Genomic DNA, 14,130 nt, shown 5'->3' on the forward strand with positions numbered 1-14,130 from the left:
ACGGTTTTGTCTCCTTGAAACGCACGCCACCATCATCGCCATCGGGTCAGTCGATAGTCGGCTCGCCCCAAAACCGCCCGTCCACGCCGGGCGAGGCGAACCGGATGCGGTGGGTGGACAACACAACCCAACTGCTAGACGCGAAATTCCGGATCCCCGGAACACGCATCAAGTTCGGATTGGACTTTCTATTGGGGCTGGTTCCTGGTGCCGGTGATGCCGTCAGCCTTGCAATGTCCGGCGCCTTAATCGCGACCATGGCCAAACACGGGGCCAGCCCCATGCTCGTGCTCCGAATGCTGGGCAATGTGGTGCTCGATGCGATCGTGGGCTCGGTACCACTCGCGGGGAACGTGTTCGACCTCTTCTTCCGAGCCAACAGCCGTAACCTCCGTCTGATGCGCGAGCATTACAACGAGGGCAAACACAACGGACACGCGTGGCCAATCCTGTTGGCGATTTTTGCGGTGATGATCGCTGTTTTCGCAGGGCTGTTCGTTCTGATCGCGTTCGTAATCAACGAACTGCTGAAGTGGGCGGGTGCGGTCGTCACCTGATCGAGATCTCGCGAACTCTCGTTACAGAAGAATCGCAAAAGAGCCCGTTACCCACCATCCGCTACCCACCATCCGCAAAAAACCCTCGCCGGATGACTCCGACGAGGGTTCGTGATCGATCGCTGTTGTGACAAACCCGATTACGGGGTGTCGACGTCTGCCTTGATGCTCGGCAGGTCTTTCAGCTCTGGTTTGGCCATCGCGACTCCGTCGGTCGATTCAGGAATCGGAGGCATCGCGGATGGTTTCGGGAACGCGGCTTCCGGAATCGCTTCGAGGTCACCCTTTTGATCTTCTGGCTTCAACATCGAGTAGCCCGACTCTTGCAGATCGTAGCGGCCCCAGTAAACGCGGCGGACCGGGTTGTAGTAATACACGTAGCGAGGACGCGATGGGTAGTGGATGCAGTAGTGATGGTGATAGGTGGGAACCGTCACCACGGGCTGATACCGGTACGTCGTGTAGTAGTAGGTGCGGGTCGGGTGGTAATTCCACGACGAGTAGGTCTGGCGATATCCACCGGCTTCGGCGGTCGTGGCACTGTTGAAAGCGAAGATCGACGCGGCGATCAGGCAGAACTGGCAAATTCGTTTGGTAAAGCGAGACATTGTTTGACTCTCCGTGAAAAGGGGCGATGCGTTACAAAATTCTGAGTGAATCGATTTTCGCGGTGACTGATGACCGCTCTCATCATATCTATGCAAATTGGCGGGGGGCACCGGACACCACACCAAAATTAATCTTCGCTTTTCTGTTTTTCGCATGCGGGCCTGCATTCCGGAACGAACGTCGCCTCGTTTCTCGGTCCCCAAAGTCCTAAATGGCCTCGACTCCCTCTCCGAAGCCCGGACGATCCGCGACGGCGCATTTTTTAGCGAAACTCCTAATTTCACATGCGAACGGAGGTTTTTCCCGTCGCTTCAACGAATTTTCCGATTCAGTGGCAAAAAGTACGCAGTTCGCTTCATGCGTATGACCGATACAACCGATCCATTGTGAATAAGTGGGCCCTCGTAGCCGACTTTGGAACACACCCCCGTGAGAAGGACATCCGTGGTGGCCAACGATCACTCCCCCTCCAGACCATCTGCAACGACAACTCTCGATGAAGCTGCTGCCAGCTTTGATGTTTCGTCGTGGCAATCGGATTTCTCGCAGCCCTCGATGACAGGTAACGCCGTGAGTACAACCGCGAGAGAACAATCGCTGGGAAACCGGAACGCATCCGACGATCAAGATCAACTCGATACCGATCGCTGGGCACAAACCCCTTCGACATGGCGTCGTGAACCCAGCATTGAGTTTCGCGTCCGTAGCGAAGGTCAACCGACCCGCCGACTGCGACTCGCCGGTGCCCGATACACACTCGGCAACGGTGTCGGCTGCTCGATCCGGCTCGAAGATACCAGCCTGCGGTCACTTCACGCGGTCCTGATCCGTGACCACGAACGCATTCTCGTTCGTGCGTATTCGGTACCGATTCAAATCAACGACGTCCGCGTCACCGAAGGCATGATCAACGTCGGCGATCGCTTACGCCTCGGTTCGTACGAATTTGAATTGCTCGAGAACACACCTCGTCCCGCCGACGCAGTCAGCCAGGCTGTCGCGCACGGCCTCGTCGGCTTCGACGGACACACCGACTCGCGTGGCGACGATTCCTCGCAGGATTGGTCACGATCGTTTCATGAGGAAGCCAAACAGTGGCGTGCCCTCAAACAAGACGTTCAGCGTCGCGACGCGTGGTGCAAAACTCGCGAACGCGAATTGATCGAACAACAAACCACACTCGAAAAACAACTGCAGGCACTGCAGCAGCGCGAGGACGAACTGCAAACACAGGAGTCCGCCGCACTCGAAGTTCACGAAGAGTTCCAGCGTCGCTATCAAGACCTGCTCAAACACCGTGACGAACTGCAACTGCAGCAGGATGAACTCGCCACCGGACGAGAGCACCTGCGTCTGCAACAGGAACGTCTCGACGGTCGCGATCGCTTGCATCGTCAACAGATCGAACGATTGCTCGAAGAGCAAGATCGTTTCAAACGACAAGAAACCGTCAACGCTCAGAAAATTGCCGAGAGCGAAGAGCGGGTCCGCGCCTCACGTATGCAAGCCGAAGCGGCAACGTCCGCGGTCGAGCAGATGCGGGAGAAGTTCGCGTCACTCAATGAACAACTCGTTCAATTATCGCAGCAACAGGAAACGCTGCAACAACTCGAGGCAGACCGCAACCGCGAACACCAACAACGGATCGAAGATCTCGAGTTTGACCGAGACGAAGCGTTCGCACAGCGTGACGAAATCGCTGAAGAGCGTGACGCCTCTCGCGAAGCTCAATCCAAGATCGAATCGGAACGCAAGAAACTCGCAGTACGCTGCGTCGAACTCGAATCGATCGAAGAACAACTGCGATCCGAAATCGAGGAAATGCAGAGCGAGATCGCTCGCACCCGCCGCGACGCCGAATCACTCGACAAAGATTGCGAACTCGCCCGACGCACGATCTCGAACCTCGAAGACACCATTCGCGAAAACCGCGAACGTCACGAAGCGGACCGTGAATCCTGGACCGCCGAAGTCGAAACGCTCCGCACCAGCCTCGAGGAATTGTCGCTCGACCTCGCCGGGGCTCAAGCCCAGTTGTCGAAACTGCGTGACGAGAACGATCGTCTTGTCGATCAACTCACCGGCGCGCACGCCGAACGCGACGAAGCTCGTGCCGAACGCGAAACCGCGATGCGTGAGTGCGACATCGCACGCGGCGAATGCGATGCCGCCAAAATCGACTGCGAAGCCGCACGCCGCGACCTCGAGGCCGCACGGACTGATGTGCTACGTGCTCGCCAAGAGCGCGATGATGCCGCCGCCGAACGCAACGCCGTCATCGCCGAACGCGATGAACTGCTCGCGTTCAAAGAGCGTGCCGGACAAGACCAGAAGAGCGCCGAACTCAGTCGCGAGCAATGGGCACGCCAAGAAGAACAGGCCGAACGCCGGTACCAGGAAGCCCAATCGCATCTCGCCGATGCTCGCCAAAAATGCGAACGGGCCGTGCGGGTCCGCGACGAAGCCGAAACGGCACGTCTCGCCGCCGAAGCCAAACTCGACGCCGCGATGCAAGACCTGCAGGCGATGCAAGCCGAACGTGATCTCGCCATCAGCGAACAGGAAGAACTCCGCCGCCAACGCGACACAGCGTTGCAAGACGCCAAGGACACTCGCGAACTGTTCGACCGTTCCAACCGCGATCATGACGACACGCTCGACCGGATCGAGCATCTCGAACAAAAAACCCGTGACGTGATCGGCGGATCCGGCAAATCGGAAGTGCCATCCGTTGCACCGAAATTCGGACTCGTGGGCAGCGACATCGGCTCAATCGCCAACGTCGACAACGACTCTGCCGAAGCCGTCGAACTCGATCTTGAACTCGAGCACGACGACGCGGCAACCGTCGCTGAGCCATCCGCGACGGCATCGCAATCGCCTTCCGAAGCTCCTCAATGGCAAGTCGAAGAACCCGCGGAAGCGGCTCTCGACTCCCTCGCCGAAGTGGAAAACGCCGGAGCAGAAAACGTCGAGGCGGACAGCATCGAACCGGCCTCGCTTTCATTGACCGCCGACATACCGGCCGAACCTGAAACGCCAACCGAATTGGAAAACTCGGTCGCGGACTTCGAAACGCAGCCAGAAACCTTCGAGCCATCCGCCTTGAGCGAACCGGCCGCAACGGTCACCGACGAAACCGCAGAAAACATCGCCGACGATCCTGCGGACAACACTCCCGAAGATTCCGTCTCGGCATCACCCGCTGCGTTGTGGGCGACCGAAACTTCCGAATCGATCGACGATCAAGACGTGTGGCCGACCTATTCCTCCGTCGAACCAGAACCTTCGCAATCGATCGTCGACGAAACCTCGGCTCCGATGTCGTTGCTCACTTCGTCGAACGATGTGGCCCCTGAAGAATTGCCACCGACGATGCCAGCCATCCCAACCGAGGAGGCGCTCACCGACGATGCCCCGTCTGCATGGCAGAGCACCGAGTCTTCGATGATCACCGACGAAACCGAACCCGCGTACAGCGAAGACGTTTCCGGCGAAGCACCTGAAGAAGAATCTGCATGGCAAACGACAAACGAACCGATCGCAGATTCCGAGGCCGATGAAATTGCCGCCCAAACTGTGGCCGAAGCTTTGCCGCAATGGCCTGACGAATCGCAAACGTACCTGCTGCCTCAAGAACGTAGCGAAACGGCCGAGCAATTCGATGATTCGGCAGTCGACGCGATGGAATCCGCCGACGCGTTCGACAACTCATACGATAACGAACCGCCATACACGACATCGGTCGACGACCACTCTGCCGAAGCCTCCTTCGCGAGCGAAACGGTCAGCGAACCTGCCCGCGAATGGCCCACACACGATGAATCGTCGGATTCGGCATCGGAAATTCCCGAGGGATCACTCGCCGATCAGTTGATGCGAGATTTAGGTATTGAAAAGAAGCCCTCTCTTGCGATCGACGACGAATCACGCGAACCTTCGATCGAAGACACGTCCGCCACGGCGATGTGGAACGGCCGCAATGATTGGCAAAAAGACGAATGCGAAGAAGACGCGCCGGCCAACGAAATCGAACAGTCCTTCGACCAAGACGCTGCCGCCGAAGCGAATCTTTCCGACCTCGTTCACCAAACCGTCGTCGAAAAGGAAGCCGAAGCTTTCATGCAAGATGATGAGGACGGGCACGAGTCCGACGAAGTCGCCTCGTCGTATTCAGAGAGCATCGAACAATACCGCGACGAACGTGAAGACGTCGCCGAACTGAGCACCGAAAGCAACGAGCCAGCGGCCGAAACCGTTGTCGCGTCCACCAGCGACGAAAGCGAACTGGAAGACGATTCAATCGAAGCTTACATGAACCGTTTGCTTCAGCGTGTTCAAGGTGAACCGGCTGCTCCTGCTGCGTCGGCATCCAAACCGGCGGCCAAGCCAGTTGAAAAACCGGCCGCTCCGGTTTCGAAAGCGGATACGCACATCGGCGCCGAAATGGATCAAAGCGAATCATTCGACAAAGAACAGGCCGATGCACCGGAGACGGACCCGAACGCACCATTGGTGCCACGATCGCAAGCCCCGGAACGAAACAGCGACCTGTCCGCGATGCGAGAACTCGCCAACGCGTCGGCCCGGTCCGCGATCACACGCAGCAACAAGACCCAGAGCCACACAACGCGCATGCAAGCGATGGTCAAATTCGGCCAAGCGGGCATCGCGATGCTGTGCGGTCTCGCCGCGGTCGTGTTGGTCAACCTGCCAATGCTGAAAATCATCGCTGCCGTTGCGGCACTGATCATCGCCGGCATCTGTGTCAAAGAAGGGTTCTCGCTACTGACCGATCTGAACTATCGTTCGCAGTCGGGGGCAACGCCCAAGGCGACCGAAGAAGCAGCCGAAGCGGAAGAACTCGTGTAGCAAACGCGTTGGGACAGAACGCAAACGACGGACCTCGTCCGCTACCGACAATAAAAAAAACCAGCCGCAGTGATGCGGCTGGTTTCGTTGATAGAGACTCGACGCGTTCCTCCATGTTCGGCGGCAACGCTTCGGCAGGTCTTACTCGGCTTCTTCACCGATGATGAACATCATCGCTCCGCCACCGGCTTGTTTCCCACCGTAAGTGTATCCAGCGTCGAGGGCACGTTTGATACGCTCTTTGCTTTCGCTCAAGTGAGCCAACGTGTAAGCGTCCATCTTGCCTTCACATTTCTTCAGTGTCGATTCCATTCCCGCCGCGAGAGTTCGCAGTTCCATCCGAGCCAGATTACTGATCGGACTGTAAGCGGCGGTTCCCGGCGAGTCTTCCAAGATCAAATCGACGAGTCGCTGCAGGTGTTCGCGTTGCAGGTTACGACGCAGCGATGAGATCATCGGCTTGCGATCGTTGCGACCTTCCGGACACGCTTCGTCGAGCTCCGACCAAACGGCCGTCGTCACGCTGTTGAGCATTTCGGGCAACGTCAACGCGTCCTGATCTTCAGGCAATCGCAGTTCGTTGTCATAAATCCGACGCAGGGTCGTGGGGTTCATCAGCAACGTCAGTGCCGACGCTTGCATGTCCAAAACACGATCATGAATCGGCCAGGTAGCCTCGTCGGACATGCCCGAATGAGCTCCACCGTCGAGCCACTTGTCGACACCGAGACGTTCGAGAATTTCCGGCTTCAGGCCATAGGCTTCGTCACGGAAACTCGTGTCGATCACGAACTTCAACGCATCCCGTTGATCCTTTGCAGGAACCACTTGAACAGGAACGCGGTCGCCGGGGTCGCCCTTCTTGTCACGGTTCACGAACGCACCACCGATCCAATTGGCCATCATGCTGACCGAACGCATTTGCAGCCCGAGGGTCAGTTCATAACCACGGCGAGCTTTCGCCCAACTGTCACCGTCTTTGACAAATTTTTCGAGCAGTCGATCACGATACAATTGGATCAACTTCGCTTGTTCGTTCGTGTACGTCAGCGGGTCTTTCCCGAAATCGTAACGGCGTGCATACGGATCCGGACCGCTGGTGTCTTCGTCGGTCGCGTATTGTAATTCCGGCTCGGAACACCGTTTGACGATGTCCTTGAGATCCGATTCCTTCAACGTATAACCGTATTCAATCGCCCAGAAATCGTAGGGACCGATGTCAGTCATCGCGTAATCGCCTTGCACTTCACCGACGTCGTAGCGGTAGTTGATCGGCATGTAATCCATCACCGAACTGGCGAATGGCTTTTTGCCCTTCACTTCATCGCTGTTGATTTCGGCCATCGTGTGCAGTGCTGAGGCTTTGAAATTGTGTCGCAGACCGAGGGTGTGGCCGACTTCGTGAGCGACCAGATCAGCGAGCAACGGACCGACGAACCATTCCGGCATGCCGTCGAGAAGTTCTTCCTTCTCTTTCTTGGCCTCGTCGGCTTTCTTTTCTTCCTCGTCATCCTCGTCATCCTCATCAGCTTCGTCGTCGTCGTCGTCGTCGTCCTTGCCGTCTTCATCGGCTTTTTCTTCTTTCTTCGAATCGTCGTCGGACTTAACGTCACCGTCTTTGTCGTCGGCGTCTTCATCGTCCGCGGCGGCCTCTTCTTCCTGTTTCTTCTTCTTGGCTTCCTTCTCTTTCTTCTTATCGAGTTCCGCTTCGACGTCGGCGTGCAGCGACAGAGCCCAGTTCATTCGGGCCAGTGCGAGATCCATGCTGCGACCAGTCGCGGCCATGCAGAGACCGTTCTTTTGGCTGACGTGTCCGATCAAACCGTCGAACTCATCATCACCCAACATCGCCGGATCGGCTTGCGCCATCTTGTAACCGGCCATCGGCTGTGCAGCCTGGCGGGCATACTTGGCACGCAACGAATGCACGTTTTCAGGTCGCCCCATACGAACCCGTGGGTCCCAATTCGGACGAGTGCCGAGCCATGCGAGGGTTTCGGCGCTGACGCCTTCCATTGCGAGGTTGGGCATCAGTTCGGCGTAATTGAAATTGAAGTGCCGGATCCACCCATCGGTCAGGATGATGTCGGCGTCGAGGATTTCTCCCGTTTCGGGATGCACTCGGCTCGGACCAATCGCGGTACCGATGTCGTTGTTGAGCCATCGCACGAAGTTGTACCGAACGTCTTCAGGATCTTTTTCCATGTGGATGCCGCTGACGGCGTCCTGGTACTCGATCACGATCGCGTCAACGATTCCGATCTTTTCGAATGCCTTGTTCCAATAATCGATACCGGCTTTGATCCAACGCCGGTAACGAACCGGTGCGGTGTGTTCGACATAGAAACGGATCGGCTCTTTGGGAGGGCTGAGTTTGAGTTTCGGATCACGTTTTTCCAACTTCCAACGGTTGATGTAACGCACGCGAGTGTCGTCGGTATCGTACTGACTCAAATCGGAGAACGAGGTCGTGAAATAGCCGACGCGTTCATCGGCAACACGTGGTTTGAATCCCGACGAACCGCTCGGTACTTCGCTGAACGAGTAGTGCAGTGTTTGCAATTGACCGCGGTTGCCCACGACTTCAAACGCCAACTCGACGTTCTTAGGGAACACCTTGCATGATTCGATCGAGTACAAACGTGAGTTCGTGACCCGGACCGATCCACCAAAGAACTGACTCGCGTTGCCCACCAACAGACTGTCGATGTCGATCACGGGACCGCCTTGAGGTCCGATCGCGAGAATCGGCACGTCGAGCAAAACGCGATCGGTGAACAATCGCTTCACCGAGGCTTTTGATTCGGCATCACCGGTCGCACGCACGTCGAGATTCGGCGCGATCAACGCGATGCGATCGTCATAACGACGCCACTGCACGACCCAGTCGCCTGATTGCAATCCGGCGTAACGGTCACCGCTGCTGAGCGTCAATGCGATGAAGTAACTCTTGCCTTTGAAGTTCTTAGGCAGCTCGCCGATAACGGCGGAGTCCTTGTCTCGCTTCCAAATATTGAACAGCCCTTTATCGATCTGTTGATCCGAAACGGCTACTTTCTCAAACCCTTCCGAAATTTTCGAAAACTCAGGCAGAGAGTCGGCCGCGGATACGGTCGACGAGGGGGCGATCGCCAATGCCGCAATCGGCATCGTAACGGCGAACAGAGCAGGAAGAGCGAACAAGCGTGTGATTCGCTGGCAGATTCGAGTCATACCAAAAATCCAGATAGTCCTAGGAGGGGGCAGGCGAAGGTGGGGAAACAGCAACATATCAGTCTACGTCACGACCTGAGCGTTTGGATCGGGATCGGTTACCGTTTCTACCTGTTTTATCCGATATATCCCATTTTACGCAAACAAAACGACGAAGGCTAAGGGCTCACGACCATCGTCAAAACCGGTCAAACGCGTGCATCCGTAACCGGAAACGATGAGGAGACAGCCAATCAACCGCGGTAATGGATTCAGTTTCGACCGTGGATGCTCGCGAACGAATTTTCTGTCACACGTCGGATCGCCTACCGGTGAGAAGGCTCCAACAAACTCACGCTGACCGGTGCCAACATTTGCTGTTTGTACAGTTTGGTTTCGGACGCGGCGCTGACGACGTTATGTCTCAAGATGATTGGGTAGAACGCATGCATTTAGTGATGCCAACGCTGGCGAGTTGCCGCAGCGCTCGCAACGGGTCGATCGGCGGGCGAGTGAATCACAAACGCCTGATCGAGCTTTACGCGGCTTGCGTTTTTCTCAAACTGGACAATCGATCAAGCGACCGGGACGCGGGATAGATGTCGGTATTTGCGGCCGGCCGTTTCGGGGGCGAAGCTTTGTTTCAGCTCTTTGCGATGTTTGCGAAACCATGCCGCCACGACCGAGACGGTGTAGGGATAATCGGACGTCACCCGGCTGTTTCCTGCCGCGAGCCGGGACGCCCACTTCTTCATCAACGGTTTGATTTCGCGGTACTGGGCTGCGTCGGCGGGCGCGGCGGCGACATCGACGATTTCGCCGCGACGAATCAAGTACCAAATCGATCGACCGTCGTACCCGGTCGCGGCGTAAACGAACGAGTACTTTTGCCGAGCGTCGGCGAGGTGCCCCAGTTTTCGTTGGGCATAGTTCAACGACTTCAACGTATCACGCGCACGGGCGGCCAACTCGTACTGCCGGTTAGCCGACGCGTTGTCCATGATCTCTTGCGTTGCGATCAACGGTTCCTCATTAAACCCGTCGAGAAAACTCTCCGCCTCGCTCACCCGCGTGGCGTATTCCTCACGACTGCAGGCGGCCGCACACGGGCCCAAACATGTGCCGATCTCCAACCGCAAACAACCCGGCCGTGGCTGAACGTCAAACAAAGACAACTGCTCTGAAAACTGAAACACCGTTTGCTGGCTGCAGTCGCGAAGCCGAAACGTTTTGTTGAGTGCATCGACGACGCGTGACATTCGTCCGGCGCCGAAGAACGGTCCCTCGACGGCAACACATTCGGATTTCGCCGGTGGGGATGACGCGATGTAAAACGTCTCCGCAGGCTTCCGCCCCAAACACAAGTAAACCGGCCGTTGCCGTTCGGGAACGCCCTGGACGTTGAACCGCGGAATCCAACGTCGGATCAGCGACTGTTCGCGGAGTTGGGCCGCAAAGTCACTCGGTTGGGTTTCCCACTGGATCGCGCGGGTGTGTTCGATGATTCGGCCGGCTTTCTCGCCGCGTGCGGATTGCCCGAAGTAACTCGACAACCGGTTGCGCAGTGAATTGCTTTTGCCGACATAGATCAACTCTCCCGACCGGTTAAACATGCCATAAACACCCGGCACAGGTGGACAGAGCGATTGAACCTGGTCGCGTAGTTCACGGCTCGTTTCACCGCCAATCATCTCCGTCGGCCGACCGCTGTATCCCGCCCGTTGGACGGTATCGGCGTGGTACGGGTCAAACGGGTTGTTGCCGAATCCTTGCGTCAACGTTTCGGAGACACTCGCCGCGGCGGTTTCTCCTCCGGCGATCGCGGGTGGAGGCGGACGACGTAGCGAGCCGGTCCGCCGAGAAACACGGTACCCTTTCTTGGGGATCGCTTCGGCAACACGATCCGAACGTGCTGGCGTTTCACCGGATGCTTTACCTGAAGCTTGTCCCGATACTTTGCCTGATGCGTCGATCGCAGATGAATCATTCGCGAGCGAATCGTCCGGTACCGAATCACCAACAGACAACTCGTATTCAGCGGTCGACTCATCTTCAGCGGTCGACTCATCGAGCGGCAACAAACCGGTGGCCGGATCATGAGGCGTTCGCCTGCGAGTCGTCCTTTTCCCTGCCATCCGTGCCGCCGAGTCCGTGGTAACTGCCGTTCGGGCTGACGCGTCCGCGCCCACAACGTGAAGGATTATGCCCCATCAGCGGACGTTCACCAAGCTGAATTTACGGGGGGACTTCTCTAGACCGAGTTTTTTGCGTCTAATAGAAACTTGATTTCCTCACCTATTCCCCCCCGATGAGTGTTCTCAGACTTTTATGACCACCGAGCCGACCGAAGAAGCTGAAACCCCAGAAGCCGCTCCTGAAGTCGTACTTCAGTACAACAAGGACGACGTCGACGAACACGGATTTACCTCTGTGTGGAACGTCGCAGCAGCAACTTGCGACGGGGACACAGCACGAACCCGCGATATGGCTGGGCGGATCCTCGGGTTCCTTTGCAAGAAGGAATACGAGCACGTCGTCGTTAGCTCGACCGACGCTCAATACCTCGACGAGTGGTTTGAACGCGAAAAAGCAATCATTTACAACTGGAAAGCTGATTCGGAAACCACCGATGCGATCACCCAGCACGCTCACGTGCCCGCCGCTTCGATGATCAGTTTCCTCAAACGCGAGAAGTTCAAACCGACGGCAAACTACAGCCCACGTCGTGCCGACCGAGTTGCCTGGTTCCAAGAAAAATGGGGCATCGGCTGAGCCCGGTGTCGCCGTTTCACCCATCCTTGCCTGAACCGAACGACGAAATCGTATCGCGGCGAGCGTTCGCCGTTTCAACGCTCCGCTCCCTGCCTGAGCTTCCCGAATCGGCAGCGGAGCGAGTTACCGACGTTGCCATTGACCACGCCGATGAATTGCTGGCTTGGCTCGCCGACAAAGACTGCCCCGGACACGCGTCCCCAATCGCCGATCCGATCCGCCTGCACCTGCAGCATCGCAAACATGTGCTCGCAATCGCGGGAACAGACAGCGACGACACCGACGACAGCGTCGATGGCACCGTCGGCTTTCACGGGCTCCAAGCCTGGGCCCTCGACGCGAATGTGATCTGGATCACGCAGGATCACTGCGTGTTTGACCCCGCCGGGCGATTGCTGCTCGACGCGAAGGCAAACGGCCCGGATCCCGATGCCGTGATCCCGTTCCCGATCGATGCACGGCAACGCAAAGCAAACACGGAAGTGCAACTGCGTAACCGACTCGTTGCCCCCGTCGAGGCTCTATTGCCGCTACGTGGCGTTGACGAAATCCGACTTCGCGATGCCTCCGACGTCGCCCGCCGCGCGATCGCGTTATTCCTAGTCGCCACGCGAGCCGAATCGATCCTCACCGGGAAACCGATCGACATCGAGCGGATGAAAGCACGCTGCCCGATCGGATACGAATCACTCACACCACGCGAACGTGCATTTTTCGACACGGCGCCTTCACCGGCGACGCAAGCCTCGCTCGCCCAAGCGGCGACGGAACTTGCGTGGCGTTACGAAGCGTTGATGGCGCTACAGTGGGCACTCGACATGCAATTCGAATTGGCATGGCCCGACGAGCACGCCGACCTGACGGCAGTCACACGTTTGATGATCGACTTGCCGGATGAAGCGATCATCGAGCAAGCCCGATTGCGGTCCGCCACTGAACTGCTCGACGCCGCTGAACTGCACTACCAGTGCTTCCACGCGATCGTTGATTCACAGCAAACACAGAACGACTTATCAGGGATTTTGGATCCCGGTGTCGTGTGCGAACGCCTCATTGCGATCTCATGGATCTGCGGACTCTCAGGCGAGAGCGAATGGGACAAAACCAGCGATTGGCTCGAACGCGGCTGCCAACCACCCACGTAAGACAGGCTGCCAGCCTGTCCTAACAAACGATGCAAAAAGCGCAGGCGCTTGAGAGGTAGCAAAGTTCAATAGAATGTAGCTACCTTTGAAAACCTAACTCATTGGCTGAAACGCTTTAGAACTCGGTCTCGGAGAGATCGAGCTACGTAAAATGACGCTTCGTGAAATGACGCGTTGGCCAGCTAACCTACGCTGGATCGAAGATGGGTTAAGCGAACCGCAGCGACGCGGATTGCCCGGGGATTTGTTTGAGCAAATCCACGATGGACTGACGCAGCGTCATGTCGCTGTTGATCCGGTCTTGCAGATCACCGATTCTGGACTGCACCGGCAGAGAGAGATCCGGCGAACCGACCTCGACCTGTCCGCTGACATCATCCAACCGAACATCGATCGGCTCGTCGCCATGCAAACCGAACTGGCGCATCCAATCAACGAGCACACCGCGCAACGACTCCGTCGCCTCACGTGCGGCCGCGTCATCGGCCGACGAAACCGACGTCGCCTCGGCTGACTCCTGCCCTAGCACATCAGCAAACTCCGCGACGGCCTCCACCGTTCCGTGAACGGCGCGACCGGCCAATTGAGCGATGCCTAACGCAGCGATTGGTGAGATCGGAAGCGACATTTAGTGCTCGTGCTTGGTCTCGAACTTAAGCGCTTTCAACCACGCTTCGAGCTTATGAGCGTCCTCGTGAGTCTTCGCCTTGTGGCTCAACCATTTTGGACAACGATATTTGATGTCTTCGTGGCCGTTGTGGCTATGACGCTCAACTTCACATTTGAGCTTCTTCAGCGTCTCGAAGATTTGGTCGGCTTGTTTCTTGTCATGCTCGTGACGGGCCATCCATTTTTCGCAACGGTAGGAGACGACTTCCGCAGCCTCAGCGGTCTGAGCGGGAGCGGTACCAAGGGAAACGAACGCGACCGCAACGGCCAGCAAAACGGATCGAAACATTTGCAAATGTCCTGAAGGATCTTTG

At 57.2% G+C, this 14,130-nt stretch carries 9 protein-coding genes; 4 read left to right on the top strand and 5 right to left on the bottom strand.

Annotation, left to right across the window (positions count from 1 at the left end; translation table 11 throughout):
- The first annotated feature begins 104 nt into the window (after positions 1-104).
- Positions 105-557 carry a DUF4112 domain-containing protein gene (locus FHS27_RS16700; protein WP_246419987.1) on the top strand — a complete coding sequence of 151 codons (453 nt, stop codon included), beginning with the start codon at positions 105-107 and terminating at the stop codon, positions 555-557.
- A gap of 140 nt (positions 558-697) precedes the next feature.
- Here the strand turns inward: FHS27_RS16700 and FHS27_RS16705 are convergent, their stop codons facing one another.
- Positions 698-1,165 (bottom strand): hypothetical protein, encoded by a 468-nt coding sequence (locus FHS27_RS16705; RefSeq protein ID WP_184306042.1) that lies wholly within the window; start codon positions 1,163-1,165, stop codon positions 698-700.
- A 571-nt stretch (positions 1,166-1,736) separates the two neighbouring features.
- Between FHS27_RS16705 and FHS27_RS16710 the strand changes: the two genes are divergently transcribed.
- Complete coding sequence (locus FHS27_RS16710) at positions 1,737-6,038, top strand: hypothetical protein (protein WP_315854591.1); 4,302 nt, start codon at positions 1,737-1,739, stop codon at positions 6,036-6,038.
- Between the two features lie 141 nt (positions 6,039-6,179).
- Here the strand turns inward: FHS27_RS16710 and FHS27_RS16715 are convergent, their stop codons facing one another.
- Together FHS27_RS16715 and FHS27_RS16720 are read right to left on the bottom strand one after the other, a co-directional pair.
- Positions 6,180-9,251: a zinc-dependent metalloprotease gene (locus FHS27_RS16715; RefSeq protein ID WP_184306044.1), complete on the bottom strand. Its 3,072-nt coding sequence runs from the start codon at positions 9,249-9,251 to the stop codon at positions 6,180-6,182.
- A gap of 554 nt (positions 9,252-9,805) precedes the next feature.
- The gene (locus tag FHS27_RS16720) at positions 9,806-11,365 is read right to left on the bottom strand and encodes a GIY-YIG nuclease family protein (RefSeq protein ID WP_246419950.1); all 1,560 of its coding nucleotides are present in this window, start codon (positions 11,363-11,365) and stop codon (positions 9,806-9,808) included.
- A gap of 193 nt (positions 11,366-11,558) precedes the next feature.
- On the opposite strand from FHS27_RS16720, the gene FHS27_RS16725 reads away from it, so the two are divergent.
- Together FHS27_RS16725 and FHS27_RS16730 are read left to right on the top strand one after the other, a co-directional pair.
- Entirely contained in the window at positions 11,559-12,002 is a 444-nt protein-coding gene (locus FHS27_RS16725; protein ID WP_184306045.1) for a hypothetical protein, read from the top strand.
- Positions 12,003-12,028: 26 nt separating this feature from the next.
- Positions 12,029-13,147: a DUF4272 domain-containing protein gene (locus tag FHS27_RS16730; RefSeq protein WP_246419953.1), complete on the top strand. Its 1,119-nt coding sequence runs from the start codon at positions 12,029-12,031 to the stop codon at positions 13,145-13,147.
- Between the two features lie 208 nt (positions 13,148-13,355).
- On the opposite strand, the gene FHS27_RS16735 is transcribed toward FHS27_RS16730, so the two are convergent.
- Positions 13,356-13,775: a hypothetical protein gene (locus FHS27_RS16735; RefSeq protein WP_184306047.1), complete on the bottom strand. Its 420-nt coding sequence runs from the start codon at positions 13,773-13,775 to the stop codon at positions 13,356-13,358.
- Complete coding sequence (locus tag FHS27_RS16740) at positions 13,776-14,105, bottom strand: hypothetical protein (RefSeq protein ID WP_009102635.1); 330 nt, start codon at positions 14,103-14,105, stop codon at positions 13,776-13,778.
- Between the last annotated feature and the right edge of the window lie 25 nt (positions 14,106-14,130).

The sequence above is a fragment of the Aporhodopirellula rubra genome (genome assembly GCF_014192335.1).
Taxonomy (GTDB): Bacteria; Planctomycetota; Planctomycetia; order Pirellulales; family Pirellulaceae; genus Rhodopirellula; species Rhodopirellula rubra.